15 protein-coding genes are annotated in these 17,683 nt (G+C 71.9%); 8 read left to right on the forward strand and 7 right to left on the reverse strand.

The window, feature by feature from the left end; translation table 11 throughout:
• Positions 1–96 precede the first annotated feature (96 nt).
• Genes whiA through uvrC form a run of 4 tightly spaced genes read right to left on the reverse strand, consistent with a single transcriptional unit; the run spans position 97 to position 5,367 of the window.
• On the reverse strand, positions 97–1,086 hold the full coding sequence (whiA, locus tag ACZ5NW_RS09410; RefSeq protein WP_468743195.1) for a DNA-binding protein WhiA: 990 nt from the start codon (positions 1,084–1,086) through the stop codon (positions 97–99).
• Positions 1,077–2,144: a gluconeogenesis factor YvcK family protein gene (locus ACZ5NW_RS09415; protein ID WP_468743196.1), complete on the reverse strand. Its 1,068-nt coding sequence runs from the start codon at positions 2,142–2,144 to the stop codon at positions 1,077–1,079. Before ACZ5NW_RS09415 ends, whiA begins: the two co-directional genes overlap by 10 nt.
• Entirely contained in the window at positions 2,141–3,184 is a 1,044-nt protein-coding gene (gene rapZ / locus ACZ5NW_RS09420; protein WP_468743197.1) for an RNase adapter RapZ, read from the reverse strand. Before rapZ ends, ACZ5NW_RS09415 begins: the two co-directional genes overlap by 4 nt.
• On the reverse strand, positions 3,181–5,367 hold the full coding sequence (uvrC, locus tag ACZ5NW_RS09425; RefSeq protein ID WP_468743198.1) for an excinuclease ABC subunit UvrC: 2,187 nt from the start codon (positions 5,365–5,367) through the stop codon (positions 3,181–3,183). Before uvrC ends, rapZ begins: the two co-directional genes overlap by 4 nt.
• Before the next feature lie 346 nt (positions 5,368–5,713).
• Between uvrC and ACZ5NW_RS09430 the strand changes: the two genes are divergently transcribed.
• On the forward strand, positions 5,714–6,682 hold the full coding sequence (locus ACZ5NW_RS09430) for a hypothetical protein (RefSeq protein WP_468743199.1): 969 nt from the start codon (positions 5,714–5,716) through the stop codon (positions 6,680–6,682).
• Between the two features lie 118 nt (positions 6,683–6,800).
• On the opposite strand, the gene ACZ5NW_RS09435 is transcribed toward ACZ5NW_RS09430, so the two are convergent.
• Positions 6,801–7,226, reverse strand: a complete 426-nt coding sequence (locus tag ACZ5NW_RS09435) for a Rieske (2Fe-2S) protein (protein ID WP_468743200.1) — start codon at positions 7,224–7,226, stop codon at positions 6,801–6,803.
• Positions 7,227–7,504: 278 nt separating this feature from the next.
• Here ACZ5NW_RS09435 and ACZ5NW_RS09440 point away from each other — a divergent pair, with 278 nt between their 5' ends.
• Positions 7,505–8,596 (forward strand): LacI family DNA-binding transcriptional regulator, encoded by a 1,092-nt coding sequence (locus ACZ5NW_RS09440; RefSeq protein WP_468743201.1) that lies wholly within the window; start codon positions 7,505–7,507, stop codon positions 8,594–8,596.
• On the forward strand, positions 8,593–9,504 hold the full coding sequence (locus tag ACZ5NW_RS09445) for a carbohydrate kinase family protein (protein ID WP_468743202.1): 912 nt from the start codon (positions 8,593–8,595) through the stop codon (positions 9,502–9,504). The genes ACZ5NW_RS09440 and ACZ5NW_RS09445 overlap by 4 nt, the downstream gene beginning before the upstream one ends.
• A gap of 120 nt (positions 9,505–9,624) precedes the next feature.
• Here the strand turns inward: ACZ5NW_RS09445 and uvrA are convergent, their stop codons facing one another.
• Complete coding sequence (uvrA, locus tag ACZ5NW_RS09450; protein ID WP_468743203.1) at positions 9,625–12,654, reverse strand: excinuclease ABC subunit UvrA; 3,030 nt, start codon at positions 12,652–12,654, stop codon at positions 9,625–9,627.
• A 223-nt stretch (positions 12,655–12,877) separates the two neighbouring features.
• Between uvrA and ACZ5NW_RS09455 the strand changes: the two genes are divergently transcribed.
• From ACZ5NW_RS09455 to ACZ5NW_RS09475, 5 genes are all read left to right on the forward strand, one after another.
• On the forward strand, positions 12,878–13,564 hold the full coding sequence (locus ACZ5NW_RS09455; protein ID WP_468743204.1) for a maleylpyruvate isomerase family mycothiol-dependent enzyme: 687 nt from the start codon (positions 12,878–12,880) through the stop codon (positions 13,562–13,564).
• A 9-nt stretch (positions 13,565–13,573) separates the two neighbouring features.
• Positions 13,574–14,230 carry an MBL fold metallo-hydrolase gene (locus tag ACZ5NW_RS09460; RefSeq protein ID WP_468743205.1) on the forward strand — a complete coding sequence of 219 codons (657 nt, stop codon included), beginning with the start codon at positions 13,574–13,576 and terminating at the stop codon, positions 14,228–14,230.
• Between the two features lie 289 nt (positions 14,231–14,519).
• Positions 14,520–15,404 (forward strand): ABC transporter substrate-binding protein, encoded by an 885-nt coding sequence (locus tag ACZ5NW_RS09465; protein ID WP_468743206.1) that lies wholly within the window; start codon positions 14,520–14,522, stop codon positions 15,402–15,404.
• Positions 15,401–16,303: an amino acid ABC transporter permease gene (locus ACZ5NW_RS09470; RefSeq protein ID WP_468743207.1), complete on the forward strand. Its 903-nt coding sequence runs from the start codon at positions 15,401–15,403 to the stop codon at positions 16,301–16,303. Before ACZ5NW_RS09465 ends, ACZ5NW_RS09470 begins: the two co-directional genes overlap by 4 nt.
• Positions 16,300–17,052: an amino acid ABC transporter ATP-binding protein gene (locus tag ACZ5NW_RS09475; protein WP_468743208.1), complete on the forward strand. Its 753-nt coding sequence runs from the start codon at positions 16,300–16,302 to the stop codon at positions 17,050–17,052. Before ACZ5NW_RS09470 ends, ACZ5NW_RS09475 begins: the two co-directional genes overlap by 4 nt.
• A gap of 88 nt (positions 17,053–17,140) precedes the next feature.
• On the opposite strand, the gene aroQ is transcribed toward ACZ5NW_RS09475, so the two are convergent.
• Positions 17,141–17,614: a type II 3-dehydroquinate dehydratase gene (gene aroQ / locus ACZ5NW_RS09480; RefSeq protein WP_468743209.1), complete on the reverse strand. Its 474-nt coding sequence runs from the start codon at positions 17,612–17,614 to the stop codon at positions 17,141–17,143.
• Positions 17,615–17,683 lie beyond the last annotated feature (69 nt).

Consider the following 17,683-nt stretch of genomic DNA (forward strand, 5'->3'; position numbering starts at 1 on the left):
CGCCTCGTGGACAGCGAAACGCCGGTGGATCCGCCCGATCGGGCGATTCCACCGGCGTTTTGACGGGCTGTCAGGCCGCCCGGTCCGGTCGGCGCGTCAGCCGACGAGGTTGTCGGCGAGCTCCTCCGAGAGGTTGGCCTCCGTGCCCGGGATGCCGAGGTCGGAGGCGCGCTTGTCGGCCATCGCCAGCAGGCGGCGGATCCGGCCGGCCACCGCGTCCTTCGTCAGCGGCGGGTCGGCGAGCGCGCCCAGCTCCTCCAGGGACGCCTGCTTGTGGTCCATCCGCAGCCGACCCGCGGCCGCGAGGTGCTCGGGCACCTCGTCGCCGAGGATCTCCAGCGCGCGCTGGACGCGCGCGCCCGCGGCGACGGCGGCGCGGGCCGAGCGGCGCAGGTTGGCGTCGTCGAAGTTGGCGAGACGGTTCGCCGTGGCCCGCACCTCGCGGCGCATCCGGCGCTCCTCCCAGGCCAGCACGGACTCATGGGCGCCCAGACGGGTGAGCAGCGCGCCGATGGCGTCGCCGTCCCGCACGACCACCCGGTCGACGCCCCGCACCTCGCGGGCCTTCGCGGCGATCGACAGCCGGCGGGCGGCGCCCACCAGGGCGAGCGCGGCCTCGGGACCGGGGCAGGTCACCTCCAGCGAGGAGGAACGGCCCGGCTCGGTCAGCGAGCCGTGCGCCAGGAAGGCCCCGCGCCAGGCCGCCTCGGCGTCACAGGTGGCCCCGGAGACCACCTGCGGGGGCAGACCCCGGATGGGGCGGCCCCGGCCGTCCACGAGCCCGGTCTGGCGCGCCAGCTGGTCACCGCCGGCGACCACCCGTACGACGTAGCGCGAGCCGCGGCGCAGACCGCCCGGGGCCATCACGATCAGCTCCGAGCTGTGCCCGAAGATCTCCAGGATGTCCCGCTTGAGGCGACGGGCCGCCATCGCCGTGTCCAGCTCCGCCTCGATCACGATGCGGCCGCTCACCAGGTGGAGGCCGCCGGCGAACCGCAGAATGGCGGAGACCTCCGCCTTTCTGCAGCAGGTCCGGGTGACGGGGAGCCGGGAGATCTCGTCCTTCACCGCTGCCGTCATCGCCATGGGCCGATCCTTCCATGCATCCGAAAAATACGGTCGTACGCGGCGGCCAGCAGCTCCGGATCATGCCGCGGAGTCCCGTCGGGCCGGGCCACGGGCGCCAGCTCGACCGCGGCCCCGAACCGTTCGGCGGCGTCGGTCAGGGACTCGCGGTCGGGCACGGCGGCCTCGTCGGCCAGCACCACGTCCAGGGCGAGTTTAGGGGCGTGTCGCCCCAAAACCTCCAAATGACGCTGCGGTGAGAACCCGTCCGTTTCCCCGGGCTGCGGGGCGAGATTCAGGGAGAGCACACGGCGCGCCTTGGTCTCCACGAGGGCGTCCAGCAGCTCGGGCACGAGGAGGTGCGGCATGACCGAGGAGAACCAGGAGCCGGGCCCGAGCACCACCCAGTCGGCGTCCAGGACGGCGGCCACGGCCTCCGGGACGGCCGGCGGGTCGTGCGGCACGAGGTGCACGGACTGCACATCGCCCGGCGTGAGCGCCACCGTGGCCTGTCCGCGCACGGTGTCGATGTCGTCGGGCCGTGCCGGGTCGTGCCCCTTGACCAGGGCCTGCAGCTCCAGGGGCACGGCGGACATGGGCAGCACGCGCCCTTGCGCGCCCAGCAGCTTGCCGACCAGGTCCAGGGCCTGGACATGGTCGCCGAGCTGCTCCCACAGGGCCACGATCAGCAGATTGCCGACCGCGTGCCCGTTGATCTCGCCCTGCGACTGGAAGCGGTGCTGGATGACGCGGGCCCAGGTCTGGCCCCAGTCGTCGTCACCGCACAGCGCGGCCAGCGCCTTGCGCAGATCGCCGGGCGGGAGCACGCCCAGCTCGTCGCGCAGGCGCCCGCTGGAGCCGCCGTCGTCGGCCACTGTGACGACGGCGGTGAGATCGCCGGTGATCCGGCGCAGCGCGGCGAGCGAGGCGGACAGCCCCATGCCGCCGCCGAGCGCGACGACCTTGGGCTGTGTGCCGCGGCGGCGCGGTCGGCCGCCGCGGACCTCGACCGGCCGGCCCGCACGCCCCTCGGGCACCGCCCTGCGCAGCCGGCCCAGCCGCGGAGTACGTCCTGTCATTCCCGTCCCATGTCCCGGTGTACGACCACCGTCTCCACACCCTCGGCCGCGAGGCGCGCGGCGAGCTTCTCCGACATCGCGACGGACCGGTGTTTGCCGCCAGTACACCCCACGGCGATGGTCACGTAGCGCTTGCCCTCCCGACGGTAGCCCGCGGCAATCAACTGCAGAAGCTCCGCGTACCGGTCGAGGAACTCCTTCGCGCCGGGCTGGTTGAAGACATACGCCGCGACCTCGTCGTTCAGGCCGGTGTAGGGGCGCAGCTCCGGGACCCAGTGCGGGTTGGGCAGGAAGCGCATGTCCACGACCAGGTCGGCGTCGACGGGGAGACCGTACTTGAAGCCGAAGGACATGACGGTGGCCCGCAGCTCGGGCTCCTCCTCGCCGGCGAACTGGGCGTCCATCTTGGCGCGCAGCTCGTGCACGTTGAGGCTGGAGGTGTCGATCACCAGGTCGGCGTCGCCGCGCAGCTCGCGCAGCAGCTCGCGCTCGGCCGCGATGCCGTCGACGATGCGGCCGTCGCCCTGGAGGGGGTGCGGGCGGCGCACGGACTCGAAGCGGCGCACCAGGGCCTCGTCGGAGGACTCCAGGAAGACGATCCGCCGGGTGACGTTCTTCGCCTCCAGGTCGGCGAGGGACTCGCGGAGGTTGTCGAAGAAGCGGCGGCCGCGGACGTCGACGACGACCGCGATGCGGGCCACATTGCCCTGGGAGCGGGCGCCGAGCTCCACCATGGTGGGGATCAGGGCGGGCGGCAGGTTGTCGACGACGAACCAGCCGAGGTCCTCCAGGCATTTGGCGGCCGTGGACCGGCCCGCCCCGGACATGCCGGAGATGATCACCAGCTCTGGGATGGCCGCCTCCGGGATCCCGGGGGGCGGCGTGCTGTCCGTACTCACCTGTGCTCCGTCGTCGTGCCGTGGGGTCTGCCGGGCTGTCGCCCCGTGCCGGGCGGCCGCCTCCTGCTGGGCGGCATTCTCGCCCGCGTTCCCCTGTGCCGGATCTCGCTGTGCTGTGGGCTGCTGTTCGTGCTCGGTCATGTCTCCTGCCCCCGTCGTTCCTCCGGGGCGCCGGTCGTCACCGGCTCCCCGCGGGAACCCGCCGTCGTTCCGGGTTCCTCGTCTTCAATGATCTCTCCGGTCGCCGTGTTCACCGCGGGGGCGGCCGGAGCGGCCTGGGCGAGGGCCGCGGCGATCGTCTCGGCCGTCTTGCGGCCTATGCCCGGCACCTCGCAGATCTGCTCGACCGTCGCGGCCCGCAGCTTCTTCACCGAGCCGAAGTGCTTGATCAGCGCCTGCTTGCGGCTCTCGCCGAGGCCGGGTACGTCGTCCAGGGGGCCGGCCCGGAACCGCTTGGCGCGCTTGGTGCGCTGGTAGGTGATCGCGAAGCGGTGCGCCTCGTCACGCACGCGTTGCAGCAGGTAGAGGCCCTCGCTGGTGCGGGGCAGCACGACCGGGTCGTCGTCGCCGGGCAGCCAGACCTCCTCCAGGCGCTTGGCCAGACCGCAGACGGCGATGTCGTCGATGCCGAGTTCGTCCAGCGCGCGCTGCGCGGCGGCGACCTGCGGCTGACCGCCGTCGACGACGACGAGCTGGGGCGGGTAGGCGAACTTCCGGGGGCGGCCGTCGTCGTCCTTGAGGGCGCTCGCGGGGGCTTCGGGGAGGGCGCCGTCGGGGCGGCCGGGGAGGACGCCGGGGAGCGCGCTCTCGGGGGCGCCGGGGAGGGAGCCGTCGGGGCGGCCGGGGACGGAGCCGTCGGGGGCGCCGGGGAGCGCGCCGTCGGGGGCGTCCGCCGTGGTGTCGTCCACCCACTCGCCGGTCCTCTCCTTCTCGGCGAGGTAGCGGCGGAAGCGGCGGGTGATCACCTCGTGCATGGAGCGGACGTCGTCCTGGCCGGAGAAGCCCTTGATCTGGAAGCGGCGGTACTCGCTCTTGCGGGCCAGGCCGTCCTCGAAGACGACCATGGACGCGACGACGTCGTCGCCCTGGAGGTGCGAGATGTCGTAGCACTCGATGCGCAGGGGCGCGCTGTCGAGGTCGAGGGCGTCGGCGATCTCCTCCAGGGCACGCGAGCGCGTGGTGAGGTCCGAGGCCCGCTTGGTCTTGTGCAGGACGAGGGCCTGCTGGGCGTTGCGCTCGACGGTCTCCATCAGGGAGCGCTTGTCGCCGCGCTGCGGAATGCGCAGGGAGACGGCGGAGCCACGGCGCCCGGTGAGCCACTCCTGCACCGGCTCGACCGGCTCGGGCAGGGCGGGGACCAGCACCTCCTTCGGGACGGAGTCCCCGCTCTCCTCGCCGTAGAGCTGCTGGAGGGCGTGCTCGACCAGGTCACCGGTGGTGACGGCCTCCACCTTGTCGGTCACCCAGCCGCGCTGACCGCGCACCCGGCCGCCCCGGACGTGGAAGATCTGGACGGCCGCCTCCAGCTCGTCCTCGGCGACCGCGATCAGGTCGGCGTCGGTCGCGTCGGCGAGCACGACCGCGTTCTTCTCCATGGCCTTCTTCAGGGCCTCGATGTCGTCGCGCAGACGGGCCGCGCGCTCGTACTCCATCTCCTCGGCCGCGTCCCTCATCTGCTGCTCCAGGCGGCGGAGGTAGGTGCCGGTGCGGCCGGTCATGAAGTCGCAGAACTCGTCGGCGAGTTCGCGGTGCTCCTCGGCGGAGACGCGGTCCACGCAGGGGGCGGAGCACTTGCCGATGTAGCCGAGCAGACAGGGGCGGCCGGTGCGGGCCGCGTTCCTGAAGACCCCGGCCGAGCACGTGCGCACCGGGAACACGCGCAGCAGCAGATCCACGGTGTCGCGGATCGCCCACGCGTGCGCGTACGGCCCGAAGTAGCGCACGCCCTTCTTCTTGTGGCCGCGCATCACCTGCACGCGCGGGAACTCCTCGTTCATCGTCACCGCGAGGTACGGGTAGCTCTTGTCGTCGCGGTACTTGACGTTGAACCGGGGGTCGTACTCCTTGATCCAGGAGTACTCCAGCTGGAGCGCCTCGACCTCCGTGGACACCACGGTCCACTCCACGGACGCGGCGGTGGTCACCATCGTGCGCGTGCGCGGGTGCAGGTTCGCCAGGTCCTGGAAGTAGTTCGCCAGGCGCTGACGCAGGCTCTTCGCCTTTCCGACGTAGATCACCCGGCGGTGCTCGTCGCGGAACCTGTACACCCCGGGAGAGTCCGGGATGTCACCCGGCCTGGGGCGGTAGCTGGAGGGGTCGGCCATGTCTCACACCCTACTGGCGCGGGGTGACACTCCGGCGGGCTGTGGACGACGGGTGAGCGGCGTGTTCGAGACACGACTCCCGTGTTCGAGTCCCGCCCGGCGCCGACGACCGCGCACGGGGCCGGGCCGCGCCGTTGGCAAGGCCCACGACTCGGCCAACCACGCCCCGGTCCGCCGCATCAGGTGTTGTCGGGACTTGGTCAACACGCTTCAATGCGGGGGAACTCGGGGCCGTGAATGACGCCGTACGGATGTGAAGAGGCCGGGCGTCCACGGGGAGGCCCCGAGCGCACCCTCGGGAAACGGTCTGACCAGCCGTTGTGAGCTTTCACAGAAAGGCCCCTGCATGCCGCACGCCACACAGCACGCGGACGCCGTCGACGATGCCGCCGACATCGCCGTCGCGGAACTGGACGCGGCCCTGCGGGGCGGCCCCTTCCATGTCGCGCTGCGGGCCGCCATCGCCGCCCGCGGCCTGCCCCTGCAGCGCGTCCAGCACCACCTGTCGCGCCACGGCGTGAAGGTGGGCGTCACCAGCCTGAGCTACTGGCAGCAGGGCGCCCGCCGTCCGCAGCGCCCCGAGTCGTTGCGCGCGGTGCGGGCCCTGGAGGAGATCCTGCACCTGCCGGAGGAGTCCCTGATCCGGCTGCTCGCGGAGACCGACGGCACATTGGCGCACGGCCGCCCCGCGGCCCGTTCCTACCGCTCCTACCTGGCCGCGTCCGACATCCTCCAGCGCCTGCTCACCGACCTCGGGGCGCCCCTCGACAGCGGTCTGCACACGCTCGGCCACCACGAGCGGGTCCGCGTCGGCCCGCGCCGCGAGCTGCTCGGCCGTGAGGCGCACCACATCGTGCGCGCCCACCGTGACGGGGTCGACCGCTTCGTGGCCGTCCACCACGGCGACCCCGGCTGCGCGCCGGAGCGCATGACGGTGCACGCCCTGGAGAACTGCCGCACGGGGCGCGTACGTTGGCACCACGACACCGGCGTCCTCGTCGCCGAGCTGCTCTTCGACACCCGGCTGCGCTCCGGTGAGACCTTCCTCTTCCGCTACGGCGTCGAGGACGGCACCGCGGGCGTGTCCCGGGAGTACGCGCGCGGCTTCGGGCCGGTCGGCGGACAGTACGCCCTCCAGGTCCGGTTCGACGCGAACGCGCTGCCGCTGCGCTGCCACCGGTTCACCCAGCACTCGGCGGCGGCTCCCCGCGGCGGCCGCCAGGAACTCCCCCTCAGCGACCACCACCGCTCCGTCCACCTCGTCGAACCCCGCGTACGCTCGGGCATCGTGGGGATCGGCTGGGACTGGGAGTAGCGGGAGGGGGCGACGGGGGCGGTCGGTCCCGGTAGACGGTGCTGTCCCGGCGGACGGCCCTGGCCCACCAGGCGGCCGGTCCGGGCGGATGACTGTGTCCCGGCGGACGGCCGGTCCGTCAGGCAGGCGGTCCCGCCACGACCGTGCCGTTCTCGGTCTTCACCGACAGCGTGGCCAGCCGCACGGACGCCGGACCCTTGCGCACCTCGCCCGTCGTCGCGTCGAACTCGCTGCCGTGGCACGGGCAGATCAGCGTCGTCCCGTCGAGCTTGTTGATGACACACCCCGCGTGCGTGCAGACCGTGCTGTACGCCGCCAGCGTGCCCTCGGCCGAGCGGCTGACCACCACGTTGTGGTCCCGGTAGAGCTTGGCGCCGCCCCGCGCGACCTCGCTCTCCGCGCCCAGCTCGACCGGCGCGGTGGGCGTGGCCGGCGTCGTCGTCCCGCCGAGCGGCGAGCAGGCGGCCGCGCCGATCCCGGCCACGGGGGCGAGCGCCGCCCCGCGCAGGACGGTACGGCGGGGCGCGGAAGGTCGGCCGGGCATGAGGATCTCCACTGTTCACGGGCGGTGCGGTCGGTCCGGCGGGACGCGCGGGAGCCGTGCGGACCGGGCGCCGGACGGGGTGCCGAGCGCACGATACCGGTCGGGATCGGACAGGACGGCGGCGGGTCGGGCGGGGAGCGGCTGCGGACCCGGGCACGGACGCCCTGCGGATCAGGCGCGGACGTAAACGTTTGCGCAAGCGTTTACGCCAGCCGCGAGATGGGATAGCTTCCCGGCCGTGGGGCCCACCGGAACCGGCGGCGCGAGAGGAGAGCGGGATGGCGACCATGGCCGACGTCGCACGACGGGCGGGCGTCTCCGTCGCGACCGTCTCGCACGTCCTCAACGACACCCGCCCGGTCCTGGCCCCCACCCGTCAGGCCGTCCTCGACGCGATCGACGAGCTCGGCTACACCCCGAACACCCTCGCCCGCTCCCTGGTGACGTCCCGCACCCGCTCGATCGGGCTCGCCGTGTCCGCGATCAGCAACCCGTACTTCACGGAGATCCTCCAGGGCGTGGAGGCGAGCGCCCTCCACCACGGCTACAGCCTGCTGATCGCCGACCCGCACGACGACCCCGAGCACGAACGCAAGGTCGTCCAGCTTCTGCACGAGCGCCGGGTGGACGGCGTGATCGTCGCGCCCTCCGCCGATCCGCGCGACCTCCTCGCCTATCTCACCCGGCACGCCGTCCCCACCGTCCTGCTCGACCGGACCGTGGACCCCCGGGACGACGGCACCCCGCGCCTCGACCAGGTCTGCGCCGAGAACGCCGAGCCCACCGCCCAGCTGGTCGGCCACCTCGCCGCCCTCGGTCACCGCAGGATCGCCCTGGTCGCGGGCCTGCCCGGCCTCAGCACCACCACCGAGCGCGTCTCCGGCTACCGACGTGGTCTCGCGGCCGCCGGTCTCCCCTACGACGAACGGCTCCTGGTCCACGGCGACTCCGCCTCCGCCGGCGCCGAACGGGCCACCGCCGCCCTGCTGTCCCTCGGCGCCCCGCCCACCGCGCTGGTCACCGCCAACAACGCGATGACCCTCGGCGCGCTGCGCACCCTGCGCGCGAGCGGCCTGACCGTGCCCGACGACATGGCGCTGTGCTGCTTCGACGACTTCGCCTGGGCGGACCTGTTCTCCCCCCGGCTCACCGCGATCGCCCAGCCCAGCCGGGAGATCGGCGCCCGGGCCGTCGACGTGCTCCTCGAACGCCTCGCCGCCCCGGACCGCCCCACCCGCACCGTGCGGCTCGACTGCTCCTTCGTCCACCGCACGTCCTGCGGCTGCCCCGAACAGCCCGCGGAACCGCCGGCCCGGCCCGCCGTCCCCGATCGTCCAGCCCGCGCACTCCCCGAAAGGAACCGCCCGTGATCGTCGTCGCCGGTGAGGCACTGATCGACCTGGTACCGCTGGGCGAGGGCGCCCTCGCGGGTCTGCGGCCGGCCCTCGGCGGCGGGCCGTACAACACGGCCGTGGCCCTCGGCCGCCTGGGCTCCCCCACAGCCTTCTCCTCCCGCACCTCCTGCGACTCCTTCGGCGAGGCCCTGCTGGACGGCCTGCGGCGGGCCGGCGTGGACGTCTCGCACGTACAGCGCGGCCTGGAGCCGACGACGCTCGCGGTCGCCACCATCGACAAGGACGGCTCCGCCCTCTACTCGTTCTACGTCGAGGGCACCGCCGACCGTCTGTACTCGACCCCGGCCGAGCTGCCCGCCGGAACCCGCGCGGTGTCCTTCGGCACCTGCTCGCTCGTCCTGGAGCCCGGTGCGAGCGCCTACGAGGAGCTGATGCGGTCCGTGTCCGGGCAAGGTCTGTTCACCGCGCTCGACCCCAACATCCGCCCCGGCCTGATCCCCGACGCGGACGCCTACCGGGCCCGGTTCAAGAGCTGGCTGCCCTCGGTGAGCCTGCTGAAGCTCTCCGAGGAGGACGCCCGCTGGCTGGGCGGCACCCCGCGCGAGTGGCTGGCCGCGGGCCCCTCGGCCGTCGTGATCACGCAGGGCGGCGAGGGGCTGACCGCGTTCACCCGGGACGGCGGGGTGTACGCGGTGCCCGGCGAGCGGGTCGACGTCGTGGACACCATCGGCGCCGGCGACACCGTGAACGCCGCTCTGCTGCACGGTCTCGCCCAGCTGGACGCCCTCACCCCCCAGGCCCTGGACGCGCTGGGCCCCGCGGGCTGGGAGCGCCTGCTGCGGTTCGCGGCGCGCGCGGCGGCGATCACCTGCTCCCGTGCGGGCGCGGAACCGCCGTACGACTACGAACTCGGCGCCTTCTGAAGGCGGTTGGGCTCGCCCGCGTCGGCACCGGGCCGGGGTGACCGACCGGGGAACGAGCGGCGCCCCGCGGGGAGTTCCCGCGGGGCGCCGCTCGTTCGCGCTCGGTCCTGGACCGACTCGCTAGGCCTTGCGGGCCCGGGTCGTCTTCTTCGCCGGAGTGGCCTTCTTGGTCGCCGTGGCCGCCTTCTTCGCGGCCGTGTTGTTGACCGTCCTGGCCGTCGCGGTCTTCTTCGCCGCCGCCCCGGCCGCGACCGTCTTCTTCGCCGCGGTCCTGCGGGGCGCCTTCACCGGCTCGGCGTCGCTGATCCGGTCGGCTCCGAGGATCTCCCGCAGGAACTTGCCGGTGTGGCTGGCGGGTACCGCGGCGACCTCCTCCGGCGTGCCCTCGGCGACCACGAGGCCGCCGCCCGCGCCGCCCTCGGGGCCCATGTCGACGATCCAGTCGGCGGTCTTGATCACGTCGAGGTTGTGCTCGATGACGATGACCGTGTTGCCCTTGTCGACGAGACCGCCGAGGACCTTCAGCAGCTTGCTGATGTCCTCGAAGTGCAGGCCGGTCGTCGGCTCGTCCAGGACGTAGACCGTGCGGCCGGTGGAGCGCTTCTGCAGTTCGCTGGCGAGCTTGACGCGCTGCGCCTCACCGCCGGACAGCGTGGTCGCGGACTGGCCGAGGCGGACGTAGCCGAGACCGACGTCGTTCAGCGTCGTGAGGTGGCGGTTGATCGCCGGGACGGCCTCGAAGAAGTGCATCGCCTCTTCGATCGGCATGTTCAGGACCTCGGAGATGGACTTGCCCTTGTAGTGGACCTCCAGCGTCTCCCGGTTGTAGCGGGCGCCGTGGCAGACCTCGCAGGGGACGTAGACGTCCGGGAGGAAGTTCATCTCGATCTTGATGGTGCCGTCGCCCGCGCAGTTCTCGCAGCGGCCGCCCTTGACGTTGAAGGAGAAACGCCCCGGCTGGTAGCCGCGGACCTTCGCCTCGGTGGTCTCGGCGAACAGCTTGCGGATGTGGTCGAAGACGCCGGTGTAGGTCGCCGGGTTGGACCGCGGGGTACGGCCGATGGGCGACTGGTCGACGTGCACGACCTTGTCGACGAGGTCGTCGCCGTCCACGCGCGTGTGGCGCCCCGGTACATTCCTCGCGCCGTTGAGCTCGCGGGCCAGGTGCGTGTACAGGATGTCGTTGACCAGGGTGGACTTGCCGGAACCGGAGACGCCGGTGACGGCGGTGAACACGCCCAGCGGGAACGAGACGTCGATGTCCTGGAGGTTGTTCTCCCGGGCGCCGTGCACCGTGAGCCGGCGGGTCGGGTCCTGCGGGCGGCGGATGTCCGGCAGCGGGATGGACTTCTTGCCGGACAGATACTGCCCGGTCTGCGACTCGGCGTTGGCGAGCAGCTCCTTCAGGGAGCCGCTGTGCACGACCTTGCCGCCGTGCTCGCCGGCGCCGGGGCCGATGTCGACGACCCAGTCGGCGACCTTGATGGTGTCCTCGTCGTGCTCGACGACGATGAGCGTGTTGCCCATGTCGCGCAGCCGGACCAGGGTCTCGATCAGCCGGTGGTTGTCGCGCTGGTGCAGGCCGATGGACGGCTCGTCGAGGACGTAGAGGACGCCGACGAGGCCGGAGCCGATCTGGGTGGCCAGGCGGATGCGCTGGGCCTCGCCGCCGGAGAGGGTGCCCGCGGCGCGGTTGAGCGAGAGGTAGTCCAGGCCGACGTCGACCAGGAAGCGCAGCCGCTCGTTGACCTCCTTGAGCACGCGCTCGGCGATCTTCTTGTCGCGGGCGTTGAGCTTCAGCTCGCCCAGGAAGTCCGCGCAGTCGCTGATGGACATCGCGGCGACCTCGGCGATCGACTTCTCCATGATCGTGACCGCGAGGACGATCGGCTTCAGGCGGGTGCCCTCACAGGTGGGGCAGGGCACCTCGCGCATGTAGCCCTCGAAGCGCTCGCGGCTGGCGTCGCTCTCGGCCTCGCTGTGGCGCCGCTTCACGAAGGGGACGGCCCCCTCGAAGGGCGTGGTGTACACGCGCTCGCGGCCGTACCGGTTGCGGTAGCGGACCTCGATCTGGGTCTTGTGGCCGTGGAGCAGGGCCTTCTTGGCGCGCTGCGGCAGGCCGGCGAAGGGGATGTCGGTGCGGAAGCCCAGCGCGTCCGCGAGAGCGTCGATGAGCCGGCCGAAGTAGTCCTTGGTGTGGCCGTGCGACCACGGGTGGATGGCGCCCTCGTCGAGGGTCTTGTCCTCGTCCGGGACGATCAGTTCCGGGTCGACCTCCATGCGCGTGCCGATGCCGGTGCACTCGGGGCAGGCGCCGAAGGGCGAGTTGAAGGAGAAGGAGCGCGGCTCCAGCTCCTCGAAGGACAGGTCGTCGTACGGGCAGTACAGGTGCTCCGAGTACATGCGCTCGCGCTCGGGGTCGCCCTCGGGGAGGTCGACGAAGTCGAGCACGACCATGCCTCCGGACAGGCCGAGAGCGGTCTCGACGGAGTCGGTGAGCCGGCGCTTGGCGGTGTCCTTCACCGTGAGGCGGTCGACGACCACCTCGATGGTGTGCTTCTCCTGCTTCTTCAGCGCGGGCGGGTCGGACAGCTGCACGGTCTCGCCGTCCACGCGCGCGCGGGAGTAGCCCTTGGTCTGGAGGTCCGCGAAGAGGTCGACGAACTCGCCCTTGCGCTCGCGCACCAGCGGCGAGAGCACCTGGAAGCGGCTGCCCTCGGGCAGTTCCAGGACCTTGTCGACGATGGCCTGCGGCGACTGGCGGGAGATCGGGCGGCCGCACTCGGGACAGTGCGGCTTGCCGATGCGGGCGAAGAGCAGCCGCAGGTAGTCGTAGACCTCGGTGATGGTGCCGACCGTGGAGCGCGGGTTGCGCGAGGTCGACTTCTGGTCGATCGAGACCGCCGGAGAGAGGCCCTCGATGAAGTCGACGTCCGGCTTGTCCATCTGGCCGAGGAACTGGCGGGCGTACGAGGAGAGCGACTCCACGTAGCGCCGCTGGCCCTCGGCGAAGATCGTGTCGAACGCCAGCGAGGACTTGCCCGACCCCGACAGGCCCGTGAAGACGATGAGCGAGTCGCGTGGCAGGTCGAGCGAGACATTCTTGAGGTTGTGCTCGCGCGCGCCACGGACGATGAGACGGTCGGCCACGCCGGTCCGCACCTTTCTTGAGAGAAGTGACAGGGGCGGGGCCCCCGTCATTTCTCAGACTAGGGGGAGCCACTGACAACGCCGGTCGGATTCACCGGTTGCAAACAATCCCCGGCCCTCCAGCATGCCCGACGCCACGACCGACCATATAGCACGCGCATTCGATTTACGGCACAGCTTCACCACCTTCACCCGAAGGGGTGGCGGGGCTAGGGTCAGGACCATGATTGATCACGCTCGTGACCTGGCGTCTGTACACGACGCGACGGAACGGCTGCTCAGCGCAGCGGCCAAGCTGGACAACGCGTCCGTGGGAGAACCGTCACGGCTCCCCGGCTGGAGCCGCGGCCACGTCCTCGCCCACCTCGCCCGCAACGCGGACGCCCTGGTGAACGTCCTCGAAGGGCGCCCCATGTACGCGTCCGCCGCCGCCCGGGACGCCGACATCGACCGGGACGCCCCGCGCCCCCTCGACGTCCAGCTCGCCGACGTGCGCGAGAGCGCGGCCCGCTTCCAGGACGTGGGGGCGGCCCCCGCGGACTGGTCGCGCACCGTGGAGCTGCGCAACGGGGTCACCGACGCGGCGGCCCGGGTGCCCTTCCGGCGCTGGGTCGAGGTCGAGCTGCACCACGTCGACCTGGGGATCGGCTACGAGCTGGAGGACCTGCCGGAGGAGTTCACCGAGCGGGAGATCGACTTCCTCGCGGACCGCTTCGCAGGACACCCCGACGTGCCGCCGACGCGGCTGACCGACGGCACGCGCGCGTGGAGCACGGGACGCGTCACGGACGCCGCCGAGGTCACCGTCACGGGTTCCGCTCCGGACCTCCTGGGCTGGCTCGCCGGGCGCCGCGACGGATCCGCGCTGACCGTCTCGGACGGGCCCCTTCCGGCCCTCCCCCCGCTATAGGCTGCCGCCATGATGTACAGCGGAGAGGTGACCGTCGGCGGCCCGGCGGACGTGCACGAGCTCAAAGACCTGATGATCACCAAGATCGCGGTCGGCCCGATGAACAACAACGCCTATCTGCTGCGTTGCCGGGCCACGGACGAGCAGCTGCTGATCGACGCCGCCAATGACGCGCGGACGCTCATCGGCATGATCGGCGACGACGGCATCGCGTCCGTCGTCACCACCCACCGGCACGGCGACCACTGGCAGGCGCTCGCCGAGGTCGTGGCGGCCACGGGCGCGCGTACGTACGCGGGACGGCACGACGCCGAGGGCATCCCGGTGCCGACGGACGTCCTGGTGGACGACGGCGACGTGATCAGGGTCGGGCAGGTGGAGCTCACGGCCCGCCATCTGGTCGGACACACGCCGGGCTCGATCGCGCTCGTCTACGACGATCCGCACGGGCATCCCCATGTGTTCACCGGGGACTGCCTGTTCCCGGGCGGGGTGGGCAACACCTGGAAGGATCCGGAGGCGTTCGCCAGCCTGATCCACGACGTGGAGACGAAGATCTTCGACGTGCTCCCGGACGAGACGTGGGTCTATCCGGGACACGGCAACGACACCACGCTGGGCGCGGAGCGCCCGCAGCTGCCGGAGTGGCACGCGCGCGGGTGGTGAGACCCGGGGCGCGCGTCGTCGTACGCGCGCCCCGTGTGAATCGCGCGCACGCGCCGGAGTTCCGCGCGCGCTCCCCACGGCCGCGGTTGCGCGGTCAACTGGTCGTAGCCCCGCGCGGGATGACGGCTCCCGCTCGGTATGGGTCGCCGGCCTTCCGATCCCCGCCCTCGGCCGGCGGCCCAGGCGGGCATCCGCCCCCTGTTCACACCAGCGCAACACTCGTTCCCACTATGCGGACAAATGTTGGTGTGACCTCGACAAACGCGGATTTCGCTGTCACTCTCCCGCCATGCACCTCGCCCCTCGCGCGCTGCGTCGCGCCGTCGCAGCCGCCACCGTCGCCCTGCTCGCCACCGCCGTCGGCTGTGCCCCGCAGCCCGAGGACGACGCGGCCGCCACGCCGTCCGGTTCCAGCGGAAACACCTGCGCCCAGGGCAAGTTGGCCACCAAGACCTCCGGCAAGCTCACGATCGCCACCGACACGCCCGCGTACGAGCCCTGGTTCAAGGACGACAAGCCCGCGAGCGGCGAGGGCTTCGAGTCGGCGGTGGCCTACGCCGTGGCGCAGCGCCTCGGCTACGACAAGAACGCGGTCGCCTGGCAGAGCGTTCCCTTCAACAAGGCGTTCGCGCCCGGTGAGAAGACCTTCGACTTCGACATCAACCAGGTGTCCATCAGCGACGAGCGCAAGAAGGCCGTGGACTTCTCCTCCGGCTACTACGACGTGCGTCAGGCCGTCATCGCGCTGAAGGGCACCAAGGCCGCCCAGGCGAAGACCGTCGCGGACCTCAAGGGCCTCAAGCTGGGCGCCCAGGTCGGCACCACCAGCCTGAACTACATCGACGACGTGGTGAAGCCGACGCGGCAGGCCGCCGCCTTCGCCAAGAACGACCAGGCCAAGTCGGCGCTGAAGAACGGTCAGGTGGACGCCATCGTCGTCGACCTGCCGACGGCCTTCTACATCACCGCCGCCGAGGTCACGGACGGCACGATCGTCGGCCAGTTCGAGAACCAGGGCGGTACGCCGGAGCAGTTCGGCCTCGTCCTCGACAAGGGCAGCGGGCTCACCGCGTGCGTGACCACCGCCGTGGACGCCCTGCGCAAGGACGGCACCCTGGCGAAGCTGGAACAGAAGTGGCTGTCCGACGCCGTCGACGCACCGGTGCTCAAGTGACGGTCACCAAGGAGGAGTCCGGGGAGGAGTCCGGAGAGGACGGCATGCGGGACGGTTACGTCCCCTCACGGCGGCGCCTCGACCGCGAGCGCTACCGGCGCACGCGGGCCCGCCGCGCCACCGCGATCGCCGCGCTGTCGACCCTGGTCACGGGAGTCGTCCTCTACCTGGTCGTCGTCAACGCGCCCGGCTGGCCGCGCACCAAGGAGACCTTCTTCAACGGGCAGTACGCGCGCGAGGCGCTCCCGAAGGTCCTGGACGGCCTGTGGCTGAACGTGCGGCTACTGCTGATCTGCGGCGCGGCCGTGCTGGTCCTGGGCATGCTCATCGCCATCGCGCGGACCCTGCGCGGGCCGGTGTTCTTCCCGCTGCGCTTCCTCGCCGCCGCGTACACGGACTTCTTCCGCGGGCTGCCCCTGATCATCAACCTGATGATCGTCGTCCTCGGGGTGCCCGCGCTGCGCCTGCAGGGCGTCACGGTCGACCCGGTGCTGCTGGGCGGTACGGCCCTGACGCTGACGTACTCGGCGTACGTCGCCGAGGTGTTCCGCGCGGGCATCGAGTCCATCCACCCCTCGCAGCGCGCGGCGGCCCGCTCGCTGGGCCTCACCAACCGTCAGGCCCTGCGCCACGTCGTCCTGCCGCAGGCGGTACGGCGCCAGGTGCCGCCCCTGCTCAACGATCTGGTGTCCCTCCAGAAGGACACTGGGCTCGTGTCGATCGGCGGCGCGGTGGACGCCGTACGGGCCGCGGACATCATCGTGGGCCGCAGCCTCAACTACACGCCGTACATCGTCGCGGGACTGGTGTTCGTGGCGCTGACCATTCCGATGACCCGCTTCACGGACTGGGTGACGGCCCGGATGGACCGTCGGCGCGCACAGGGAGGGACGGCATGAGCGAGGCTCCCGTGCTGCGGATGGAGTCCGTGCGCAAGACCTTCGGCGACTCCGTCGTCCTGCGGGACGTCGATCTGGAGGTGGCCCCGCACACGGTCACCGCGCTGATCGGCGCCTCCGGTTCCGGCAAATCCACGCTGCTGCGGTGCGCCAACCTCCTGGAGGACATCGACGACGGCGCGATCTGGCTGGACGGCGAGGAGATCACCGACCCGCGCGCCGACCAGGACGCGGTGCGCCGCCGAATCGGCGTGGTCTTCCAGGCGTACAACCTGTTCCCGCACATGACGGTGCTGGACAACATCACGCTCGCCCCGCGCCGGGTGCACGGCGTCGCCCGCGCGGAGGCCGAGGCACACGCGCGTGAGCTGCTGGAGCGGCTCGGGCTGGGCGACCGGGCCGGCGAGTATCCCGACCGGCTCAGCGGGGGCCAGCAGCAGCGCGTGGCCATCGTGCGCGCCCTCGCCGTACGTCCCCGGCTGCTGCTGCTCGACGAGATCACCGCGGCGCTCGACCCGGAGCTGGTGGGCGAGGTCCTGAACGTCGTGCGCGATGTGAAGGACGACGGCATGACCATGGTCCTCGCCACGCACGAGATGGGCTTCGCGCGTGAGGTCGCCGACCAGGTGTGCTTCCTGGACCAGGGCGTGGTGCTGGAGCACGGCACGGCGGAGCAGGTTTTCGGCGACCCGCAGCAGGAGCGCACCCGGCGCTTCCTGCGGCGGATCGTGGAGGCGGGCCGCCTGTGAGAAGGGCGCGCGACGAGGCGTGGCGCCTCGTCGACGCGCCTTCTTCGAGGGGAGCGTGTAAGGGGCGCCCCGCCATGGCGGGCGGGGCTTACACGTCGGCCTGTGCCGCGCCCACCAGCGCCGCGACCCGCTCCACACCGAAGACGTACCCCTGCACTCCGCACCCCGCGATGACACCGTCGGCGCGCAGCGAGACGTACGAGTGGTGCCGGAAGGACTCGCGCCGGTGGATGTTGGAGATGTGCACCTCCAGCACCGGCAGGCCGTCACAGGTGTTGAGCGCGTCCAGGATGGCGACGGACGTGTGCGAGTAGGCGCCCGGGTTGATGACGATCCCGCAGTGGTTCAGCCGCGCCTCATGGATCCAGTCGACGAGTTCGCCCTCGTGGTTGGACTGCCGGAAGTCCACCGTGCCGCCGTGCGCGGCCGCCGCCTTGGCGCACATCGCCTCGACGTCGGCCAGCGTGTCCTTGCCGTAGATCTCCGGCTGCCGCTGGCCGAGGAGGTTGAGGTTGGGGCCGTTGAGGATCATGATCGGGGCGTTGGCCAGGGTGCGGGGCACGGTTCCTCCGGTCCGGTGAGGGTGGGCGGTCGCCGAAGACCGCTGCTCACCCCCGGTTTATCACGGTGC

The organism is Streptomyces sp. NPDC032126, from assembly GCF_055580085.1.